General features: G+C 53.2%; 18 protein-coding genes. 7 read left to right on the forward strand and 11 right to left on the reverse strand.

From position 1 onward, the window contains the following. Nucleotides 1-22: 22 nt before the first annotated feature. Nucleotides 23-1,384, reverse strand: coding sequence for a cryptochrome/photolyase family protein (locus MKX63_RS26705; protein WP_341021439.1), 1,362 nt, complete (start codon nt 1,382-1,384; stop codon nt 23-25). Nucleotides 1,385-1,548: 164 nt separating this feature from the next. On the opposite strand from MKX63_RS26705, the gene MKX63_RS26710 reads away from it, so the two are divergent. Beyond that, a complete protein-coding gene (locus MKX63_RS26710) occupies nt 1,549-3,462 on the forward strand; it encodes a serine hydrolase domain-containing protein (RefSeq protein WP_341021440.1) in 1,914 nt (637 codons plus the stop codon). Nucleotides 3,463-3,564: 102 nt separating this feature from the next. Here MKX63_RS26710 and MKX63_RS26715 read toward each other — a convergent pair whose 3' ends face one another. Both MKX63_RS26715 and MKX63_RS26720 read right to left on the reverse strand, forming a co-directional pair. Beyond that, entirely contained in the window at nt 3,565-5,853 is a 2,289-nt protein-coding gene (locus MKX63_RS26715) for a preprotein translocase subunit SecA (protein ID WP_341021441.1), read from the reverse strand. Nucleotides 5,854-6,011: 158 nt separating this feature from the next. After that, nucleotides 6,012-6,785: an SDR family NAD(P)-dependent oxidoreductase gene (locus MKX63_RS26720; protein ID WP_341021442.1), complete on the reverse strand. Its 774-nt coding sequence runs from the start codon at nt 6,783-6,785 to the stop codon at nt 6,012-6,014. A 127-nt stretch (nt 6,786-6,912) separates the two neighbouring features. Between MKX63_RS26720 and MKX63_RS26725 the strand changes: the two genes are divergently transcribed. Continuing rightward, nucleotides 6,913-7,776, forward strand: a complete 864-nt coding sequence (locus tag MKX63_RS26725; RefSeq protein ID WP_341021443.1) for a helix-turn-helix transcriptional regulator — start codon at nt 6,913-6,915, stop codon at nt 7,774-7,776. Nucleotides 7,777-7,879: 103 nt separating this feature from the next. Here MKX63_RS26725 and MKX63_RS26730 read toward each other — a convergent pair whose 3' ends face one another. The 6 genes from MKX63_RS26730 to MKX63_RS26755 form a co-directional block, all read right to left on the reverse strand. Next, nucleotides 7,880-8,803, reverse strand: a complete 924-nt coding sequence (locus MKX63_RS26730; protein ID WP_036694305.1) for a carbohydrate ABC transporter permease — start codon at nt 8,801-8,803, stop codon at nt 7,880-7,882. A gap of 17 nt (nt 8,804-8,820) precedes the next feature. Beyond that, nucleotides 8,821-9,783 carry an ABC transporter permease gene (locus tag MKX63_RS26735; protein ID WP_051493410.1) on the reverse strand — a complete coding sequence of 321 codons (963 nt, stop codon included), beginning with the start codon at nt 9,781-9,783 and terminating at the stop codon, nt 8,821-8,823. Between the two features lie 117 nt (nt 9,784-9,900). Then, a complete protein-coding gene (locus MKX63_RS26740; RefSeq protein ID WP_340953306.1) occupies nt 9,901-11,580 on the reverse strand; it encodes an ABC transporter substrate-binding protein in 1,680 nt (559 codons plus the stop codon). Between the two features lie 123 nt (nt 11,581-11,703). Then, nucleotides 11,704-13,446, reverse strand: coding sequence for a sensor histidine kinase (locus MKX63_RS26745; RefSeq protein WP_341021445.1), 1,743 nt, complete (start codon nt 13,444-13,446; stop codon nt 11,704-11,706). A gap of 18 nt (nt 13,447-13,464) precedes the next feature. Further along, nucleotides 13,465-15,018 (reverse strand): response regulator transcription factor, encoded by a 1,554-nt coding sequence (locus MKX63_RS26750; RefSeq protein WP_341023295.1) that lies wholly within the window; start codon nt 15,016-15,018, stop codon nt 13,465-13,467. Between the two features lie 220 nt (nt 15,019-15,238). Next, nucleotides 15,239-16,129, reverse strand: a complete 891-nt coding sequence (locus tag MKX63_RS26755) for a hypothetical protein (RefSeq protein ID WP_341021447.1) — start codon at nt 16,127-16,129, stop codon at nt 15,239-15,241. 155 nt (nt 16,130-16,284) lie between these two features. On the opposite strand from MKX63_RS26755, the gene MKX63_RS26760 reads away from it, so the two are divergent. The 5 genes from MKX63_RS26760 (at nt 16,285) to MKX63_RS26780 (ending at nt 19,318) form a co-directional block, all read left to right on the forward strand. Beyond that, a complete protein-coding gene (locus MKX63_RS26760; protein ID WP_341021449.1) occupies nt 16,285-16,962 on the forward strand; it encodes a response regulator transcription factor in 678 nt (225 codons plus the stop codon). Between the two features lie 85 nt (nt 16,963-17,047). Next, nucleotides 17,048-18,340: a sensor histidine kinase gene (locus MKX63_RS26765; RefSeq protein ID WP_341021451.1), complete on the forward strand. Its 1,293-nt coding sequence runs from the start codon at nt 17,048-17,050 to the stop codon at nt 18,338-18,340. 56 nt (nt 18,341-18,396) lie between these two features. Further along, nucleotides 18,397-18,657, forward strand: coding sequence for a hypothetical protein (locus MKX63_RS26770; RefSeq protein WP_341021452.1), 261 nt, complete (start codon nt 18,397-18,399; stop codon nt 18,655-18,657). Continuing rightward, nucleotides 18,636-18,902, forward strand: a complete 267-nt coding sequence (locus tag MKX63_RS26775) for a hypothetical protein (protein ID WP_341021454.1) — start codon at nt 18,636-18,638, stop codon at nt 18,900-18,902. Before MKX63_RS26770 ends, MKX63_RS26775 begins: the two co-directional genes overlap by 22 nt. A 230-nt stretch (nt 18,903-19,132) precedes the next feature. Further along, nucleotides 19,133-19,318: a hypothetical protein gene (locus tag MKX63_RS26780; protein ID WP_341021455.1), complete on the forward strand. Its 186-nt coding sequence runs from the start codon at nt 19,133-19,135 to the stop codon at nt 19,316-19,318. 82 nt (nt 19,319-19,400) lie between these two features. Here MKX63_RS26780 and MKX63_RS26785 read toward each other — a convergent pair whose 3' ends face one another. Both MKX63_RS26785 and MKX63_RS26790 read right to left on the reverse strand, forming a co-directional pair. Continuing rightward, on the reverse strand, nt 19,401-19,769 hold the full coding sequence (locus MKX63_RS26785; protein ID WP_341021456.1) for a hypothetical protein: 369 nt from the start codon (nt 19,767-19,769) through the stop codon (nt 19,401-19,403). Between the two features lie 39 nt (nt 19,770-19,808). Next, nucleotides 19,809-20,708: an SUMF1/EgtB/PvdO family nonheme iron enzyme gene (locus tag MKX63_RS26790; protein ID WP_341021459.1), complete on the reverse strand. Its 900-nt coding sequence runs from the start codon at nt 20,706-20,708 to the stop codon at nt 19,809-19,811. Nucleotides 20,709-20,856 lie beyond the last annotated feature (148 nt).

Genomic DNA, 20,856 nt, shown 5'->3' on the forward strand with positions numbered 1-20,856 from the left:
GCCGGGCTATGACCCGGCTTTATCATTTCTTGCGGCTTCGCATAATCTCTTTATAGACTTCAATGGCCAGCGCCCGGGACCGCTTCAGGTCAACGATGGCATCATCGGCAGGCAAATGAATGTCTTTGTCAGACCAGTCTGCGCGTTCTGGCAGCCAGGTACGGATATAGCTGCCCCCCGGATCATGAGTCTGGGATTGGGTGACCGGATTCATCACCCGGAAATAGGGAGAGGCATCGAAGCCGAGCGAAGAGCTCCACAGCCAGCCGCCACGGTTCTGGGCATTGTCGTAATCGCTTAGCTTGAGCCGGAAATAACGTTCGCCGTAGATGAACGGACAGCCCAGATTCTTCGTCAGGAACATCGCCGTAATCATCCGCAGGCGGTTCGGCATCCAGCCGGTTGCATTCAACTGGCGCATGGCCGCATCGATGACCGGAACGCCGGTTCTGCCCTGGGACCACGCCTCGAAGTGCTGTGTTCCCAGAGCAGACAGATCATAGACCTTCTCATAATTGAAGAAATCCCCGTCCAGCCTCGCCTGATACAGATAGAAATCCCTCCAGGCCAATTGCCGCAGCCATTCCTCCCCCAGCCCATTTTCTTCAATCAGCCTGCTATAGACAGCGCGTGCTGAGATAGCCCCAACATTCAGATGGCTGCTCATCCGGCTTGTCCGGTCCTCCGCGTACTGGTCGCGGGTATCCGGATAATGCCGGAGTTCTTTCATAATGAAATCCTCCAGTGTGAGGCCTGGATTCATCACCTTGGCGTCGAGGTCCATTGGAGTGAACTGCTGTGTTATTTCCTCAGGAATCCTGAAGGCATCTCTCACCTCTGGATGAAGATCCGCCGTCTGCAAGCTCTCCACTCCCTCAGTGTACGGGGGCCGAAACCGCTGAGCGAGGTAGGTGCGCCAGCGGCGGTAGAAGGGGGTGAACACCTTGAACGGCTCACTCCGGCCGCACCAATCCATGAAATCTTCCAGATCATCACAGAGCATACGGTCATGCGGTGCCTGGAAGCGAAGTCCCAGCGCATGGGCAGTCTCTCGCAGCAACTGGTCCCGCTTAAGGGCATAGGGGGTATAGTCTGCATGTATGCTGACCTCCTGAATGGGATGCAGCTGTGCCAGCCGTCTGAGGATCTCCTCCGGCTCCCCGTACAGGAGATGGAGTTGCTTGCCTTGCTCCGCATATTCCTGCCGGAGGCGGGCAACATGCTGGAGGAAATTGCGGCCGCTATGCTCCAGATAACGCTTATTCCTTAGCAGAAACGGCTCCAGTATTAATACATGCAGTGAGCATACTCCGGCAGCAGCTATAGCGTCAAAGGCCGGCAGATCAGCAGTCCGCAGATCTTTGCGGTGAATGAAGAGGATCATAGGTGATAGAGTTCCTTTCAGCGATAAATATCATGTCTCTATACTATATACCCCGTTTAAACAATTACAAGAATATACGGCTGAAGTGTCAGGTTTTTGTTAGAATAGAAGAGCTACTAGAATTTGCTGGATTAGGGAGAGATCTTATTTTGCGGAGACGAGGAATGATAGTTCTATTCGCGGTATTACTGCTGTTGTGCGGAGGGGTTACAGCGAAGGCGGCAGAGCAAGGCAGTGGAACGGCACGTGGCGGGGGAGCTACCCCATCCGGTATCCCGCTGAACGGGCTGGAAGCTTTTGTAGACGAGTATGTTGAAGAGTACATAGGAACGCAGACCGTAGGCGCGTCGGTTGTGATGGTTAAGGATGGACAGATTGTGTTGTCCAAGGGGTACGGCTACGCCGATGTGGAGCAGCAGATCCCTGTCTCCCCGGATACGGTCATGGAATGGGGCTCGATCAGCAAGCTTGCAGTTTGGACTTCAGTCATGCAGCTGGCCGAGCAGGGGAAGCTGGATTTGAGCGAAGATATCCGTAAGCTTCTGCCGGAGAATTTCTTAACCAAGCTGAAGTATGACGAGCCGATCACGATGCTGCAGCTGATGAACCACAGTGCCGGATTCGAAGAGTATATGTTCGACATGGCATATCAGTCTCCTAAGGAAGTGCGGTCACTGGAAGAAGGGCTAAAGCTGGCCCAGCCGGCTCAGATCTACAGACCGGGTGAGGTGGTCGCTTATTCCAACTACGGCAACTCGCTGGCCGCCTACATTGTGGAGAGAATCAGCGGGCAACCGTATCATGAATACGTCCAGGAGCATATTTTTGAGCCGCTGGGTATGAAGCATTCTATCGCGTATTCTGTGGTGGAAGATCGTCCGGAGCTGCTGGAGCACAAGGCAAAAGGGTATTTCTTCGCCGGTAAAGGCTCCTTCAAACAGGGCTCATGGAATTATATGTCCATGTACCCTAACGGCGGCAATAACGGGACTGCGGAGGATCTGGCCAAGTTTGCCATGGCCTTCATTCCAGCAGCCGGAGAGCAATCCCCGTTGTTCCAGAAGTCGGGTACGCTGGATACGATGCTGACCCGGAGTCATTCCGCTGCGGAAGCTATGCCGGGCATCGCCCATGGATTCTGGGAGTATCCCGGGGCACACCGGACACTGGGACATGGCGGGAACACGATTGCTTTTGCCACCAATCTGATGCTTGTGCCGGAAGACCGGTTTGCGGTTATCGTCATGACGAATCAGGCGGGCGAATCTCATATTGTTCATGGTCTGACCAAAGCGGCAGTGGGACAGAGAGCGCAGACGGAGACAGCGGTTCTGCCGGACGTGTCAGAGGTGGAAGGCAGATTCGTGGCAGCGCGCCGTCCCGGACACGGCTTCATGAAGCTGTTCCCTTATCTCACGATGATGAAGCTTGAGCCTCAGGGCGAAGGTCAGCTTCAGGTGTCTCTTGTCGGGATGAGCGGGAGCTATCAGCAGGTTCAGCCCTACCTCTATGAGAAGACGGGCGGGGATTCAGGGCTGGATGCGTGGCCGATGCTGTATGCTAAAGTGAACGAGGGAAAGGTAGAGACTGTCTCGGTGTACACCACCGATTATCTGCCGCTGTCTCCGGGCCGGTCCATGCCGATGCTGCTCATCAGTGCAGCACTTGCTGCACTGGCGATTGCTTATTTTGTAATTGCTCCGTTTGTGTTGCTGGTACAGGCATTTCTGGGCAAAAGGAGAGCTCTCCGTAACCGTCCTGCCCCCCGTTCCGCTAACCGGAAGCTTACGGCCGGATTGACTTTAACCGGTACCGGTCTGGTCGTGAACAATCTGGTGCTGGCTTTGCGGATGCTAAGCAACAGTGAACGTGCGTATGCGGACGTATATCCTCAGATTATAGTGAATATTGCATTGACCGGCCTGGCGGCATTGCTTATCGCTGCGCTATTGCTAACCTTGATGAAGCGCCGGTCTCCGTCTGTCCCACCGGCACGTAACCATTGGCCGGCCATCGTGCCCATGGTGATGATGTCGATTCTGCTGGCCCAGCTTGTATTCTGGGAGTTCTACAGTTAAGTAGCAGGGAAAGGGCGGAGAAGCGGTTACTCGGACAAACTACAAACGGCTACGCCATCCTCTTAAGGACGGCGTAGCCGTTTCTGCTATATAAGGGCCCTATTAGTATTTCGGCTGCTTAATGAAGGGGGACAATAGCTTTTGTGCAATGGGACGAAGCCAAAAAGCTACGACGGTCGTTCCCGTCCATGAGCTGCGCTTATTCTGGAGATATTGATCATTAATGATATAAGTCCGGGTCGAAGCAGGGCTCCTCAGTCCCAGCCGTTCCCATTCAGCAGGATCATTGGACCCGCCGAGCCTGGCCAGCATAGCCTCTGCCGCATGGTCAAGCTTGTCCGGGATTTGATCGAACGCTGAGGTAATCTGCGTATGAAATTCATCGATCGGGCTGCGGCTGGCGATGCTCTCCAGGTGAATACCTTCGCGGAGATAGGAGACGAAGGCCAGATGGTCAGCCCAGCATTCATCGATATAGAACAGCCGAACCCGCTGCTCCGCAGGGCTCATCTGCTGCTCGCCCAGCAGGATGCGGAGCCGCTCAGCGTAGAGAATCCGCCGCTGGTCTTCGATCATATCTGAATAACGGTTCAGCTCGTTATGGATATCGAAGTTCTGGCTCATTACGATTTGCTGAATACTTGCGATCTTGCGGCTGAGCCCCCGTTCTTCAATAGCTTCCTCCTGTCTGAGCGTATGGGCTGGTGCAGGGGAACTGAAGCGGCGCATCAGGTCGTCTTCCAGACTGACATAGAATACAGAAGCTCCCGGGTCCCCCTGGCGGCCTGACCTTCCGCGAAGCTGGTTGTCAATCCGCACGCTTTCGTTCACATGGGTACCAAGGACATATAAGCCGCCCAGCCTGGCGACAGCCTCGGCCTGTGCCGGATCACCGCCGCCGAGCCTGATATCAACCCCGCGTCCCGCCATATTCGTAGAGACTGTTACGGCGCTGAGCTCGCCCGCTTTGGCAATGATTGCGGCTTCCTCAGTGTCGTTCTTTGCATTGAGGACCTGAGCGGGAACACCGGCAGCCGCAAGCGCTTCAGCCAGCATATCCGACTCCTCCACGCTTGCGGTTCCGATTAGCATAGGCCGTCCCTCCCGGTGGACAGAAGTGATCTCTTGTACGAGCGCCAGGTACTTGGCTTCCTTGTGCGTGTAGATCCGGTGAGGGTGGTCTACCCGGATGTTCGGCTGATTCGGCGGAATCTCCACCACCTGCAGAGCATAGATATCCTTGAATTCCATCGCTGAGGCGCAGGCTGTAGCTGTCATTCCGCAGATTTCCGGATATAGGCTAATGAAGTGCTGAATGGTGATGGTGCCGAGAATTTTCCCGCCCGCGGTCCATTTCAGTCCTTCTTTGGCAGTCAGTGCGGCTTGCAGCCCGTTCGGCAAATACCGGTTCTCGGCTACGCGTCCCGTATACTCTTCGATCAGCTCGATAGCGCCGTCACGAACGATGTAATCAATGTCCCTGGTTAGTAAAACCTCCACATGCAGCGCACAATTCAGTGAGGTTAACAGCTGACTGTTCCGGCTATCATAGAGATTACCGCAACCCAGCAGCTCCTCCACTTGGGCAGCACCTGCATCGTTCAGATACACGTTACGCTGAAATTCATCATAATCGTAATGCTCTCCAGCCAGCAGCTGCCGGGCCAGATCCGCGTATCGCACGCCGTCGCTATGGCTGACCTCGGATTCGCCGCTGATTACAAGCGGTACCCGCGCTTCATCAAGCAGCAGGGAATCGGCTTCGTCCACGATGACGTAGTGGAAAGGGCGGTGTACCGTAGCGGCTTCTGTGAGTGCAATAGTATCCCGCAAGTAGTCGAACCCTGCTTCTTTTGCCGTAACATAGGTGATATCGCTCCTGTAGGCCGCCCGTTTCTCGCTCAGGCTCATACCTGCTTGAACCGATTCCACCGATAGTCCCAGGAAACGGTAGATGGGACCCATCCACTGTGCATCCCGCCGGGCCAAATAATCATTGAAGGTCAGCACATGCACGCCTTTGCCGGTCAGCGCATTCAGATAGGCCGGCATTACGGCTGAGAGGGTTTTGCCTTCACCGGTGTGCTGCTCGATCAGCATTCGCTCGTGCAGGGCAATCCCGGCCATGATCTGGACATCATATGGCAGTAATCCGAGTGTTCTTGAGGCCGCCTCACAGACTAATGAATAAGCATCGACAAGCAGCTCGTCCAGAGCTATGCCGGATTGGACGGCGTGCCGGAGCCGGAGGGACTCCTCCTGAAGCTTGGTGTCATCCCATGTCTGCAAATTGCGTTTGCGGATTTGCTCCGTTTGGTCCCGGTAGACAGTAAGCATATTCCGGTTATCGTAATCTCTGAAACGTTGCATCAATTTAACAGCTATATTCATGTCATGTTTTCTCCCCGTTCTCCCGGCTCTTATATGAATGTCATCAGGCTACTTTACCTGTACATTATAATTCATTCCTGTTTCGATTTACCAATGTATGGATTATAAGCACCTGAGACAAGTATCGGCCGGACAGAAAAGGGGACGGTGATCATTCTTTAGGCACTCAGCCCTCCGTCCACCGGCAGGATGACCCCTGTTACGAAGGAAGCTTGATCACTAAGCAACCAGGCTGCAGCCTGTGCAATTTCTATGGGCTCAGCCGGACGCCGGAGGGGCGTCTGGGCACTGATTTGCTCAATAATCTCAGGATTAATGGAGACCCATTGCTGTATCATATCTGTCATCGTTGTGCCGGGGGCAATGGCATTAACCCGAATGCCCGCCGGTCCGTATTCGATGGCAGCCGTTTGCGTAAGACTGTTAACCCCGCGTTTGGAGGCACCGTAAGCACCCAAGCCCGGATTACCTTTTAAGCTGCCGACACTGCTGGTATTGACAATTGCGCCTGATCCGGAGGTGTTTAACATTGCTGTAATCTGGGCTTTCATGCACAGCCAAACCCCTTTATAGTTTACAGACTGGATCAGGTCGAAATCCTCTTCTTTCTCATCGACCAAAGAGGATACGGTGACCCCGATACCAGCGTTGTTGAAAGCGGCATTAAGCCGGCCATACCGCTTTACTGTAGCGATGACCGCTTCCTCAGCGCCGCCTGCTTCTGCCAGATCGGCTGTGAAATATTCCGCCTCTCCTCCGGCTGTCGCAATCTCATTTCTGAGTGCACGCAGCTCAGCTTCTGTCCGTGAGACGAGCATCACCGAGGCGCCCTGCACGGCAAACCACTTTGCTGCCGCAGCCCCGATCCCCCTTCCGGCACCCGTAATCATTATCACCTTGTCCTTCAATAATAGTTCAGAATGTTTTGTCATGTTATTTCTCCTTTTCGCCAGGTATATTGATATCCTTGATCACATTGAGTATACTTTGGCTATTGTTTTGGGAGGAGAGCCTTCTTTATGGTAGGCTTACGAGTGACAGGATAAGGGGGCTACCTAGTTGGATGATAATGAACGCCGTTTAGCCTTGGGGAATTTTTTGCGAAAAGCAAGATCTTCAATCTCGCCGCAAGATATCGGATTGTCTTCCGGGGGCCGCCGCCGGACACAAGGCTTACGCCGCGAAGAAGTTGCTCAACTCGCCAGTATAGGTCTTTCATGGTACACGCGGCTTGAGCAGGGGCGTGATATAAGCCCTTCAGTCGGTGTACTGGAGAGTCTTGCTTTGGCACTTAAGCTAACGCCCAATGAGCGCCGGCATCTTTTTCTGCTGTCAGGAGAGTCACTACCGCCTCAACTGGCCGCTGCTGAGGAGAAGATCAGCCCGTATGTTCAGAAGATGCTGGACGAATTCAATCCGAATCCTGCTTATGTCATCGGGAGGAGGTATGATTTTCTGGCCTGGAATACAGCGGCGGAAGCTGTATTTACGATTAGCCGGCCGTCACCGCCGCATGATTACAATTTGATGTGGCGCCAGTTCACTGACCCTGTCTGGAGAGAAGGTTCAGAGGATTGGGAAATGGTCTCCCGGAGAATTGTAGCTGAGTTCCAGACATCGAGAGCCCGTTATTTGGAGGATGCTTCATTTAGCCAATTAATTGCTGATCTTAAGAAGGTAAGCTCCGATTTCGCAAGGATGTGGCAGGGGCACGAGGCGCCGAGTAGTCTTGACGGCTACAAGAAACTGCTTCACCCTGCACTTGGAGTGATGGAGTTTGAACAAATTAACCTCCAGTTCCCCAATGACCCGGACCAGCGGATTATGCTATATTTGCCGGATACGGCAACGAAAGCCCGCTTGGAGCAGAATTTGATGGCGAGCACAAGCAATCAAGTGGAAACGGCTTTGCCGTCCTTTTAAAGGAAGGTACTGTTGCAGCAATTTTTAAAAAAAGCGACCCTTCTGAAGGCATACAGCCCCCGGAGGATCGCTTGTTTTGGCTTGCTATTTTTTTCGGCTAGACTTAGCCTTTGACCCCGCCGACAACCATCCCTTTGACGAAATACTTCTGCAGGAACGGATAGACGATGATAATCGGCACACTGGCCACAATGGTCATCGTAGCACGGATAGAGGTCGGTGTAACGGTCGATTTGTTGCCCTGCGCGTTCGCAAAGGCATCGGCTGCTGAGGAACTGGACATCGCGGTGTTGGATGTTGACAGCATCTTCATCAGCTCATATTGCAGTGTACTCAGGCTTGGCGTGGAGGAATTGTACAGGAAGACGTCAAACCAGGAATTCCACTGATAGACCGCCACGAACAGGGAGACGGTAGCCAGCGCCGGCACGGTCAGCGGAAGCACAATGCGCGAGAAGGTGATGAAGTCGCCTGCGCCGTCGATTTTGGCCGATTCCATCAGTCCCTCAGGCAGTGCCTCAATGAAGGAGCGGATGACGATCATATTAAATACGCCGATGATGCCCGGAATGATATAGACCCAGAAGCTGTTCAGCATGTTCAGCTCTTTGATCAGCAGGTAGCCTGGAATCAGACCGCCGCTGAAGTACATGGTGAAAATAAACGTGACGGACACAAACTTCTTCAGCTTATATTCCGGACGGCTTACCGTATAGGCCAGCATCGCTGTACAGAATACGGAGACCACAGTGCCGATTACCGTCCGTGCTGCAGAAACAAACGTTGAAAAGAAGATGTTGGATTCACTGAATACATACTCGAAGTTGCGCAGCGTCCATTCACGAGGCCAGATATAAATATCCCCGCGGACAGAGTCATTCGCTTCATTGAATGATAGAGCAAACATATTCAGGAACGGATAGAGGGTAACAATGACCAAAAGAATCATGAAGATCGTATTGCATATATCGAAGATTCGGTCACCAAGAGAAGAATTCCGGTATGAATTGGTTTTGGATTTAGCCATTACTTGTGTCCTCCTTTCTAGTACAATCTGCTTTCGCCCATACGCTTGGCGATATTATTGGCTGCGATCAAGAAGATGAAGCTGACCAGCGTTTTGAACATACCTGCTGCGGTGGCTAGCCCGAAGTTATTCATCTGCATCCCGTACTTCAGTACGAAGATATCCAGATTCTCCGAGTAGTCGAGGTTCATCCCGTTACCTAACAGGTACTGCGCCTCGAAGCCGGACTCCAGAATATGGCCCAGGTTCATGATCAGAATCAGAACGATAACCGGCTTTATACCCGGCAGGGTAATGTAGAACATTCTTTGCAGACGGGAAGCCCCGTCAATCTCAGCCGCTTCATATTGAGAAGGGTCGATGGAGGTGATGGCTGCCAGATAGATGATGGTATTCCAGCCGACATTCTTCCAGACTTCCGTAACCCCGAGTATTCCCCAGAAGTACTTGCCTTCGCCCAGCCACAGAATTGGATGATCAATAAGCTGCGCTTTGACCAGCAGCACATTGATGATCCCTTCCGGTGCCAGTGCCATTTGTACAATATTGGCCGCTACGACCCAGGAAATGAAGTAAGGCAGGTAACTGATCGTCTGCACGGTGCGTTTGAAGAACACATTGCGCAGCTCATTCAGCAGCAGGGCCAGTACGATGGCTGTTACAAATCCGAGAACCAGGTTAATGGAGCTCATAACCAGAGTATTACGAAGGACACGATAGAACTGCTGTTCCTGGAACAGGAATTTGAAATTGTCCCAGCCGACCCACTTCTGGTCGAACAGATCCTTGGCTGGCTTGAATTTCTGAAAAGCAATCGTCCATCCCCATAGCGGGAGGTATTTGAATATAATCACCCATAACAGAAAGGGCAATGACATCAGCATCAGCATTTTCTGTTTAGATAGCTCTTTAAAAAAGGTTTTGAAGCGCGAAGTACCGGTATTATTCGATTTTGCCAACTGCACAGCGGTTTTTCCCACCTGTACCGTCCCCTTTCCAAGCTCCATATTCTCTATTTGCTAACAAGTGTAGAAGGGAAAAGTGAAGGCAGGCTTCACTTTTCCCGGTTCATCATGCGGTATCTGGGAAGCTGACGCTTACCATTTGCCGTCGATGCGGTCCTTGATCTTGTTAGTCATGAATTCTTCGTAGCCCTTAGCATCGAGCTTGTTGTATTCGGCCAGGTATTCACTCCAGACCTTTTCAAATTGGCCAGGGGCAGCAAGCACCATACGAGGATAGTACTTCTGCTGCAAATCGCCGGCTCTCTGGCTGAAGAGCTGCTCAGGGGAGCCCGGTTCTTTCTCAATACTCCAGGCAGGGTACCATGGACGCTCAACCGGCTCGGCATAGAAGTCGGAGAAGGTCTTCAGGTTGTATTTCTCCAGCAGTGTTTTGTCGCCATCTGTGTAGTTGATCGCTGCAACTTCCGGCTGGTTGAACGGAACGTGGGCGTTGCCGTCATCATACACGGAATTGTCGCCATAACGCGGCCATTCATAATCGAAATATGCGAAGCCGAATTTACGTTTGAAATCATTGTCGTTGCGGTTTGTCAGCTGTTCTTCGCTCATCACCATACGGCCTTCAGCGTTCTTCGTGTAAGTTTCGCCTTCAATGCCCCACTCGACAAGCTTCTGGTTCTCATCGGTTAGCAGGTTGTCAAAATACTTGATGATGCGGACCGGATCTTTTGCGCTGACCGAGATACCCAGCCCGCGGTTGTTCACGAAGGAAGGAGGATCAACATAAGCATCTTTGATGCCTTCGTCAAATACGATCGGAAGGGCAACGTAACGCAGATCGTCATTACCGGCGGATCTCAGATTGTTCGTGGCGTCGTTGATCTGCCAGGAATAGTTGACATATCCGAGTACACGGCCGGAGGTCAGCTTAGCTAGATACTGGTCTTTGTTCGCTGTGAACGTCTCAGGGTCAACCAGACCCTTGCCGTTCATTTCGTTCAATTTAGCCAGCCAGCGCTTCTCATCTTCGGTTCCCTGATACAGCTTGGCTTCATGAGACTCCATGTCCACCAGGACGCCGCCTTCATTCGGATAACCGGCCAGATGCATCGGTTGGTTGGTGATGGTGAAGAATTCACCGGCTGTACCGGCGAAGGTAGCGAAGCCGATGGTGTCTTTACCATCCACCTTAGGGTATTTAGCTTGGTATTTCTCAATCAGGTCAAAGTACTGGTCAAGCGTTTTCACTTCCGGGTAACCGAATTCCTTAAGGACGCGTCTCTGCATCCAGAAGGTACTGCTTGGATCTGGCGGCGATAAGTATCCGTTTACATTTGCAGTGAAGGGAAGGATATAGATGTTGCCGTCTTCATTGGTGATCTTGTTCATATAATCGCCGTAGACACGCTTGATATTAGGGCCATACTTCTCAATCAGATCATTGAGCGGAATGTATGCACCGGCATCGAGCAGCTTGGCCAGCTCGCCGACTGGAGAGATGACATCCGGATAATCACCTCCGGCAATCATAACACCGGACTTGGTGCTTCCATCGCCAACTACATATTCCATTTTCCAGTCTACACCTGTCTGTTCCTGAAGCTTCTTACCGATGGTGGTATCACTGGCCATGGTATCCTTGTTGGCCCCGAAGCCGAAGTAAGTGAACGTTACCGGCTCAGTGCTTACCTCGCCGTCGTTGCCGCTGGCACTGTTCTTGTTCCCGTTGTTGCCGCCCGAGCAGCCGGCAATGAGGAGGGCTGAAGCCATAACAGCAGCCAGTCCGGTTTGCAACCATTTCTTTGTACGCATTTCATATCCCCTTTCTTTACTTTGTGCTATTGAACAACCTCATTATAAAAGAAAGCGTTTAACTTTGTTACAGGGCAAACCTTAGATCAGTCTTTGAATAATTAAGGTATACCCTATATTTATTTATTTGTTCTCCAGAGGCAGCCGCAGCAAAATGCGGGTTCCCGCTCCGGGCTCGCTCGTAATGGAGAAGGTGAACGATTCCCCGTAGGTGATCCTCAGCCGGGTGATTACATTCTTCATCCCGATTGAATCCCCCATGGCGGACTCATCGTCCAGATAATGCATAAGCTCACTGATTTTGGCCTGGTCCATGCCTACGCCGTTATCTGCAATGACGAAGACAATCTGCCCGTTCTCCTGGGCGATCTGAATGTTGATATACCCGATGCCGGCTATATTCTCAATCCCGTGAATACTGGCGTTCTCTACATAGGGAAGGAAGGCCATCTTCGGAATTTCAATATTCAGCAGTGACTGGTCCACCTCGATGTGATATTCAAGCTTGTTGTCGAAGCGGTATTTCTGAATCTCCAGGAAGCTCTCAATTAATTCAAGCTCCTCGCGGATCGTAACGAAGCTGCTCTTCCACATGATTGATTTGCGGAAAATCTTCGCCATGTTCTGAATTGTCCGGGCCGTCTGTGTCTCGCCCTTCATCATACTGCGCATTCGGATCGTCTCCAGTGCATTGAACAGGAAGTGAGGGTTGATCTGGCTGTGCAGCGCATGCAGCTGGGCCTGCCGTTGCCGCAGCTCAAGCTCCTTCTTCTGTATTTCTGCAACATATACATCATTGATCAGGTTCTCAATGCGCTTACTCATCCGGTTGAACTCGACGGTAAGCTCGCCAATCTCATCGCGCTCCAGGTGGTAGGGGATCAGTCCGAAGTTTTTGTCTTTTACAGACTTCATATGCTTCAGGATATTCTTGATACGCGTGTGGATCGAACGGGACATGATCATAATTACGATGGTAGGAACCAGGAAGTTAATACCGGCGAACCAGAGGATAAATTGCCCGGATTGTCTGACGTCAGACAAAATAAGGGTCTCATCCAGGACGCCATAAATCGACCAGCCGCTGAGATAACGGTTATTCTGGTAAGTCTTGTCGATCACAATGGCCTGCTTAGGCTTGGGAATCTCAGTTGGGGTCAGGGTATGCGCCGCAGTAATCAGCCCGCTGGGCTGACCGCTGGAGAGACGGCCGAAGCGGGCCTGGCCCGACGGGTCAAGTATATAGAAATCACCGCTGAAGCTGGATAAATCCAGAATCTGCCGGATATAGTTCATGTTCAGGTCGATTTTGAGCACATGCTCGTAGGTTTCCAGCCTGCGGTCGGTAAGGCGCTGGATCACGCTGATGCTATCGGGCGTTACATAGAGATGAGGGTGGGTGTTGCTGAACTTACTGATCTGCTTATACCAGTCCTGCTGGCGCATACTGTCCTCCAGCTTAATGATATGGGCTGAGGCCAGGACGGTTGGATTGTCGGTCATAATCACCGAGGAGCTCAGCACCTTGTTCTCCTTGTCGGTCCGGTTGAACAGATTCGATATGGCGTTCAGCGACTCCACATAGTAGTCCGATGAAGCATAGGTAGTATTCAGATGTTGAATCAGCTGCCGGTCAATAGAGTAGAGGTAGGATATGCCTGCCGCATCCTCAATGACAGTCCTCAGCTCAGCCTGCAGCAGATTCATCGCCTGCTCGGCATCCGCTGTCTTCTGATTCTTGATATTGGCGGTAGTAACCTGATAGAACATTACATTGGTCAAGACGATCGGGATGAACACGCATACAATGTAGATGACAATCAGCTTGCTTCTAAGCTTCATATGATTCAGACGGAAGTTGAACACGGCAGGGAGCCTCCTTATTTACTGCCCAATCATCATATTGCGATAATCGGTTGGCGTCATATTCTCAAGCTTTTCAAACTGGGTGGCAAAATAATCCGCATTCTGGAAGCCGACCAGCTCCGCGATTTCGTACATCCTTTTCTTGGTCTGCCGAAGCAGGCGCTTAGCCTCCTCAATCCGCAGGGTCAGCAGGTATTCATTGAAATACACTCCGTAGGTTTTGCGGAATAACTGTCCAAGATAGACCGGGTTCATATCGAAATCGGCGGCAATGCCCTTGAGGTAGATATTTTCACGGTAATGCCCGTCGATGTATTTTTTGATTTTTTCAATATTGCCTTCGCTCTTGCCGCCGCGCTTCTCTGCGATATATTCTGCGGCTTCGGCGATAAACTGCTGGAATATCTGCTTCAGCTGATTCAGATTGCGGTATTTCAGCGGCCAGTTAAGCAGCTCATGCATCCATTGCAGTGTATTCTCGTCACCTTCGAGCTGCCGGATAATATTGATGATGGCAATCATGCTGCGCCGGATCGTGTTCGTCACCGCCCCGGGGGCGAAGTTGCGCTCTTGGAACATGGTGAAGATAGCGTCGACAGTAGAGCTGTAACCCTTATTGTCATTGGCTTCAACCTCGTAAATCAGCTTGCTGTGCAACCCTTCATCGATGTCGAAATAGTATAAGGGCAGCTCCAGCAGCTTGTCCGCCATATAAATGCCTTCGAAGCCGGCGGCAAAACGGTACTGGAGGCATTGCTCGGCACTGGCCCCGGAGTCTGCAATCTGCTTGAGATGGCTTACCTTCCGGCCAACAAACAAAGCGATGCTTGCTCCAAGCTCCCGCTCCAGTGCATCCAGCATCGCACGGTAGCCTCCCCATGGGGATGGATTAGGATCATCGACCCAATGGCCGGGCACGATCACCCCGTATTGATTGTTCGTACGTACATGAAGGAGCAGAGTCTGAGCCTCTTGGCGGAAATAACGCAGCAGCGAGTCCTTCAGTGCAGGCAGGTAATCGACTTCTCCGGCGGGGAGCTGATCCTGCATTTCTACGATGAGATACGTATAGGAAGAGGTGAGAGGAAGCTCCAGCGCGTAGGCGATCCGCCCCATGACCTGATCATCGGGTTCGGTCTGCAGCAGGCTTTCGATGACCGTCTCGACCAGAGGCTTTTCACGGGTGATGGAGAGGAGCTGCTTCTTGTTCAGCATATGGGCGATTTTGCTGAGCGCAACCGTAAGCTCCTGTTCGTCAACGGGCTTGAGGATATAATCGGACACATTGTACCGGAAGGCTTGCTGGGCATACGAGAAGTCGGCATATCCGCTCAAAATAATAAAAATAGGCTCCTGCACAAGCTCCGTCTTTACTTTCTTGATCAGTCCCAGCCCGTCCAGCACAGGCATACGGATATCGGCAATTACCAGCTCCGGGTTCAATTGTTCAATCAGGGTAAGCGCTTGCTCCCCGTTCTCGGCTTCACCGCAAATTTCGAATTGCGGCGAGCATTCACTCAGAATCCGGATCAAGCCCTTCCGCACAAAAACTTCATCATCTACAATCAGCACCTTATACAATGGACTTCCTCCTTGGGGTTATTCTGGATTGCTTGGTCCTGTTCCATCCTCGGTCAAGTCGCAGTGTGATCATTATAAGCTAATTCCCTGACAGAATTCGAGTGGAAACGACTTTTTATTCTAGCACCTGCTGGAAAATCTCTTCAACACGAAGAGCCTGCATCGTTAGACACAGGCTCTTCGGTATTGTATTTTTCGCTATACTCTTTGTTTATTTGTCATTCTGCTGGAGATGCGGGGGCAGCGGCTGCTGATGCTGTACCAGCTCTGCAGCCCTGGTCTGAACTTTCGCCAGTTCAGCTGAATATTCATCCGTCCACAGGTCTCCTCTGGCCAAGCGGTCCTTCAATTCCTGCGTCAGGGCGCCTACAACCAGATTAATAAGCTTCGAACTGGTTCCATTGGCGCCAGCGAGATCTGCCAGCGACTTTCCGTCTGCCAGGCTTGCAGTAAGTTCACTTGTGCTTAAGCCAAGAAGCTCTGCAAGCTCTGAACGGTCCAGGTCCTTCAGCCCCGGACCGAGTGGTGGCAGCTCAGCCGCCCCTGTTCCTGGAGCCGGCGGCTGCGGCCGGGTCTGGCTTACCCAGGCCGCTGCACGGCTTGAGATTTCGCTCAGACGGGCCTTATAGACGCTCTCGGTAATGCGGCTGTCTGCATACTCCTGCCTGAGCTGGGCCTGTAGTCCGCTTGCCGCAAGCTGGACCAGCTTCTGCGGGTCTACCTGCTGCGCTTCGGCTATACTGGAGAGGGAGCTCCCGGCTTCAAGGGCAGTCCGCAGTTCCGCTTCCGACAGGCCCAACGTGCTGAGCAGCTCAGTAGGGTCTATGCCGCCAAGCCCGGGACCGGGTCCGCCAGGAAGACCGGGCGGCGGGGTGTGCGGCTCCGCACCTGCCAGAGGGGGCTGTCCTGCTTCAGGAACTGGAAGCAGCGAAGCCGGACTGCTGCTGTAGGTTGCAGATTGGACACTCGTAACGCTAGTGGCCGCAGTGGAAGAGGCAGCGAAGGCGCTTAGCCCGCCAGTGCCTAGGGCGAGTGCTGCCGCCATGGTGCCGGCAATCAGCTTGCCTGCTTTTGGAGTGAACGGATTACGTGTTGCTTTCATAGGTAAATCATCCTTTCCCGTTTTCAGGTATTGTATGGCTTGCCATTTACTCTAGCCTTCCAGGGTGAAAAGATGGAGAAAGGGCAAACGCATTGTTTTCACCTGATTTTCACCGGAATGTGGTATCTTGATATATTGAGGAAGGAGAGGACCACATGAAGATCCTGCTCGCGGAAGACGATATCCGGCTGGGTGAACTTATTGTACATATGATTAAGAAGAAAACGGGATATACCGTTGAATGGGTCACTTCCGGGGATGAGGCCTATGATCTCGCCAGTGTCTCCGGCTATGATGTGCTGGTGCTGGACTGGATGCTGCCGGAGCGGGATGGCCGGGAGGTGTGCCGTCAGCTGCGGCAGGATGGCTACCCCGGGGCAATCCTGATGCTGACGGCAAGAGATTCGCTGGAGGACAGGATTCGCGGTCTTGATGCGGGCGCGGATGATTATCTGGTGAAGCCGTTCGAAATAGACGAATTGCTGGCGCGGCTCCGGGCCTTGGGGCGGCGGACCTTCCTCCCGCTGGAGAATGATACGTGCAAGATCGGTGAGCTGGTGCTGGACCGCAGCAGCCACCGGATTGCAGCAGCGGAGCAAGAGGTACAGCTTACGCCCAGAGAATATCAGCTCCTGGATCTGCTCCTGAAGAATCAGGGTACGGTGCTTACCCGCGAGGTGATCCTGGACCGGATCTGGGGGATGGAATCCGAGGTTACGCTGAAGACCATCGATGCTACGGTCAAGCTTCTCCGTAAGAAGCTGGCTCTTCTGGACGGGGTACAGCAGCATATACAGAGCATCCGGGGAGTGGGGTATAGCTTTGAAAAATAATATTCCTCGTTCCGGAGGGGGCCGCTCTGGTAATGACTTGTTCGCGCGCACCCGGAAGCGGCTTACCTGGCGGTACAGTGCGCTGATGAGTGTTTTTCTGCTATTGTCCTTCCTGATCATCTATCTGCTTCTGCATCTCCTGATCTGGAATAACCAGAAGGAACGCCTTAACCTGCTGCTGGATGCCGAAGTCAAGCAACTGCAAGGGCCAATGTACGAAGAACTGCTGCAGGGGCAGTATCAGGGACCGGGTAACCAGGCTTTTACGCTCAGTGCGGATCAGTCGTTCTATGTGATCCTGAATTCGGAAGGCAATCTGCTGGGCAGCGGCGAGATTCAGCCGGGACTGAAGGAGCAGGTGCTGAAGCTTGCAGACTCCGGTACGGCGGGGACAACAGGGAAGGGACTAGAGATTGTGGAGCTGGAGCAAGGGCCAGGCCCGCTGCATAAGGGCAATGACCCCAAGGACAGCCCACAGACTGCTTATCTGTTCGGCAGCCGGACCTTCGAGCATAAGGGGCAGCCTGCTGGTATCCTGTATGCAGGCAAAGACGTTACCTTCCAGCAGCAGTTATTCCGCTGGCTGCTTGGCGTATTGGCCGCCATTGCCGCGGCATTCATCCTGCTGGCAGCCGTCTTCAGCCGGGTAATGTCGCGGCAGGCGATGGTGCCGGTCCGCCGGGCGTATGACCGGCAGAAGCACTTCGCGGCGGATGCCTCGCATGAGCTCCGCACGCCGCTGAGCGTGCTGCTGTCCTCCATCGAGACGCTGAAGCTGGAGGACAGCATCAATGAACAGCCGTTCACCCGTCATGTGGTGGACGGGATGTATTCCGAGGTCCAGCGGATGACCGCGCTGACCCGGGACCTGCTCCTGCTGGCCCGCAGTGATGCCGGGCTGCTGGAGCAGGACCTCCGGCGCTTCGACCTCGCGCCGGCTCTGGCCCGTATGCTCTCCGGCCTGAGCGTGCTGGCCGAAGCGAAGCAGATCCTGCTAGAGCTTGAAGCTCCGGCGGAGCTTCCGGTGAAACAGGATCAGGAGAAGCTGGTGCAGCTTATGATCATTCTGCTGGAGAATGCCATTAAGTTCACACCCGCAGGCGGTCAAGTCATTCTGCGGGCTGCGCCTATTCAGAAGAATGGCAGCCCTTGGCTGAAGCTGGAGGTGGAGGATACAGGCGTGGGTATTCCTGCGGAAGATCTGAACCGGATCTTCGAGCGGTTCTACCGCCCTGACCAGTCCCGTTCGCGGGAAGCCGGGGGCCACGGACTGGGCCTTGCCATTGCCAAGGAGCTGGTAGACACGCTTGGCGGCAGCATTGGGGCTGAGAACTGCCCCGGTGGAGGCAGCGTATTTCGTGTGGAGCTGCGGGGCTGAAGCGGCAGTATGGACACGAACAGGATGCATGTGAAAATACAATCTGCCAGAGCGAGGTGTGCGGGCCGACTGTAATCGGAAAACCGATTACGATGGCCCGGGCGAGAGGTGTGGATGGGAATGTAATCGGAAAACCGATTACGATGGCCCGGGCGAGAGGTGTGGACGGGAATGTAATCGGAAAACCGATTACGATGGCCCGGGCGAGAGGTGTGGACGGGAATGTAATCGGAAAACCGATTACGATGGCCCGGGCGAGAGGTGTGGACGGGAATGTAATCGGAAACCGATTACGATGGCCCGGGCGAGAGGCGTGAACGGAAATGTAATCGGAAAACCGATTACAATGGCCTGGGCGAGAGGCGTGAACGGAAATGTAATCGGAAAACCGATTACAATGGCCCGGGCGAGAGGCGTTAACGGAAATGTAATCGGAAAACCGATTACAATGGACCGTGCCGGAGGTGCGGGCCGACTGAGCAAGGTGTGCGTGATGCTATTCTACTCCTATCCTGCGTATATGGGAGCATCTATCCGCATGTTTACGAACCCTGCCTGCTGAGTTGGTCTCTTCTAAGCTCAGTGCGGCTCACCCTGTGTAAGCCCTGCTGCACCGCATTGGGTGAGCCGGGTCTTTCCCGTATAATAGTAGACGTTACGCCGGAAGTCACATTTGAGCTTACCCGGCGTATGAACTCTAAGCATAGGGAAGGGAATGAAGAAACGTTGACTTATACGAAACTGTTGGAACGAAAAGGCGAAATTCTCAAGCGAACCGTGGAAACCTGGATCATGAAAGAGAATCGTGACGGGCTGGACCGTCAAGAAGCCCATATCTACAGGAATATGGTCAAGGAGCTTCATCAGAATGAGCAGGAACTGAATGTGGCGCGTGTGGAGGAGATGGACAACGGTCCAGAATCGGACACAGAGGGAGCAGCCCCCGCTAAGCGTGAGCTTATATCGCAAGGGGTATAAAACTAACTAACATAATGAAAAAAAGCCGTCCGGGATTCGCGTTAGCGAAGCGGGCGGCTTTTCGCTGAGTACAAACTTCAGGTCAGTCCAGCTTGATCCGGTAACAGCGGGCGGCAGCCACTTCAGTGCCTTTGGTTGTAGCGAAGCTGTAGTGGTCGCTGAAGGCGAAGCGAATTCCGCCGCGCGTCATCCAATTCCCGCTCACAGCAGCGATTTTGCCGTGGGAGATGGCATGTTCAATCGTAAGTAAAGTGAGCTCCGGAACAGAAGCTTCTCCCTGGAGAACGGCAGACAACGGATAACGTTCGCTGCCAACAAGCTCCACAGAAGCATCGCCAGATAGCAGATGGGTTAATGTTTTGGTATCTCCAGTAATAAGAGCGACGGCTAAATCTTCAGCCAGCTTGTTCTTCGGTGAATTGCCGCACATGCCGCTTAATTGGATTTCCATTGCTTGTATGCCTCCTCTTACAGTGTCTGAATGGTTGGTCTACAGTCTCACTACCCGCCGGTACACGAGGCAATCCAGCAGATCCTCCCATTCCAGCTCGCTCTCATAAGGATCACGGAAAGCGGTCGCGGTTGGGAGATATCCCAGATCAACGCCCTGGCCGCCGTGCAGATTGCTGCCGCCGTCGCCGCCTTTACCAGTGATGCCGCCCTCAGTGAGCACCAGCTCCTTCTTATAGGGATCGCCAGGGAAGCACAGGCCGAACGCATTTGGCAGCTCCAGCGGATACGGGTCCTCAGCATTAGCCTCACTTGAACCGGACACATGTCTCAGGCGCATGGACGTATCAATCTCGTCGCCCCACGGGAACAGCGTCCGGACGCCTGCGCCGTACAGATACTCCCATTCATCCTCAGTCGGCAGGGTGAAGCCCTCCGGCAGCTCCGTTTCGCGCCATTCCCCGAACGATTCGCTATCGTCGAACAGGAACACGACGACCTGATCACCGTCCCGTTCCAGCCGGAAAGACTGCGAGTACTCATAGCTGGTGTGCGGTCCCTGACGGAACTCCTCGATCGCTTCGAATACATCCTCGTCTTCCTCCGCGTCGAGCCGGTCCAGCGGACATTCATACCAGCCTGCCGATACAGGCTGGCGCTGGACAAGCAACGGCCCGATCACAGCCTCGCGGACAGGAGACATCTTCGCATACATATGTACTTCTGAACGGCCCAGGGTCACCGAGTCGCCCGGCACGAACACATATTCACTGCCCTCATACAAGAAGACCCCTGTTTCCAGAGACTGGCCGTAACGTTCGAACCTTTCTAAGCGCAGCCACTTGAAACCAGCGGGCAGCTGCTTAAGTACTTCCTGCATCGTGTGCATTTTCTCCTCAACCGTTAATTGCCCCCATCGGGGACGGTTCCATGCTTCCATGTCATACTCTCCTCCCGGGAATCGGCATTGTCAGCCTGTGTACTGTCATTGTAATGGACAGCCCGGGTACTGGCAAACCAGCCGGGAAAAGCTGCTGCACACTGAGGAGCAACTTTCCCGGCTGGTTTATCATTCGCTCTAGACTCAT

Source organism: Paenibacillus sp. FSL R7-0179 (assembly GCF_038002265.1).
Classification (GTDB): Bacteria; Bacillota; Bacilli; order Paenibacillales; family Paenibacillaceae; genus Paenibacillus_AQ.

Excerpts from the sequence above, each read along its gene's own strand:
- MKX63_RS26705 (WP_341021439.1), bottom strand. The coding sequence starts at position 1,384 with ATGATCCTCTTCATTCACCGCAAAGATCTGCGGACTGCTGATCTGCCG.
- MKX63_RS26710 (WP_341021440.1), top strand. The coding sequence starts at position 1,549 with ATGATAGTTCTATTCGCGGTATTACTGCTGTTGTGCGGAGGGGTTACA.
- MKX63_RS26715 (WP_341021441.1), bottom strand. The coding sequence starts at position 5,853 with ATGAATATAGCTGTTAAATTGATGCAACGTTTCAGAGATTACGATAAC.
- MKX63_RS26720 (WP_341021442.1), bottom strand. The coding sequence starts at position 6,785 with ATGACAAAACATTCTGAACTATTATTGAAGGACAAGGTGATAATGATT.
- MKX63_RS26730 (WP_036694305.1), bottom strand. The coding sequence starts at position 8,803 with ATGGCTAAATCCAAAACCAATTCATACCGGAATTCTTCTCTTGGTGAC.
- MKX63_RS26740 (WP_340953306.1), bottom strand. The coding sequence starts at position 11,580 with ATGCGTACAAAGAAATGGTTGCAAACCGGACTGGCTGCTGTTATGGCT.
- MKX63_RS26755 (WP_341021447.1), bottom strand. The coding sequence starts at position 16,129 with ATGAAAGCAACACGTAATCCGTTCACTCCAAAAGCAGGCAAGCTGATT.
- MKX63_RS26760 (WP_341021449.1), top strand. The coding sequence starts at position 16,285 with ATGAAGATCCTGCTCGCGGAAGACGATATCCGGCTGGGTGAACTTATT.
- MKX63_RS26765 (WP_341021451.1), top strand. The coding sequence starts at position 17,048 with ATGAGTGTTTTTCTGCTATTGTCCTTCCTGATCATCTATCTGCTTCTG.
- MKX63_RS26775 (WP_341021454.1), top strand. The coding sequence starts at position 18,636 with ATGGCCCGGGCGAGAGGCGTGAACGGAAATGTAATCGGAAAACCGATT.
- MKX63_RS26780 (WP_341021455.1), top strand. The coding sequence starts at position 19,133 with ATGAAAGAGAATCGTGACGGGCTGGACCGTCAAGAAGCCCATATCTAC.
- MKX63_RS26785 (WP_341021456.1), bottom strand. The coding sequence starts at position 19,769 with ATGGAAATCCAATTAAGCGGCATGTGCGGCAATTCACCGAAGAACAAG.
- MKX63_RS26790 (WP_341021459.1), bottom strand. The coding sequence starts at position 20,708 with ATGGAAGCATGGAACCGTCCCCGATGGGGGCAATTAACGGTTGAGGAG.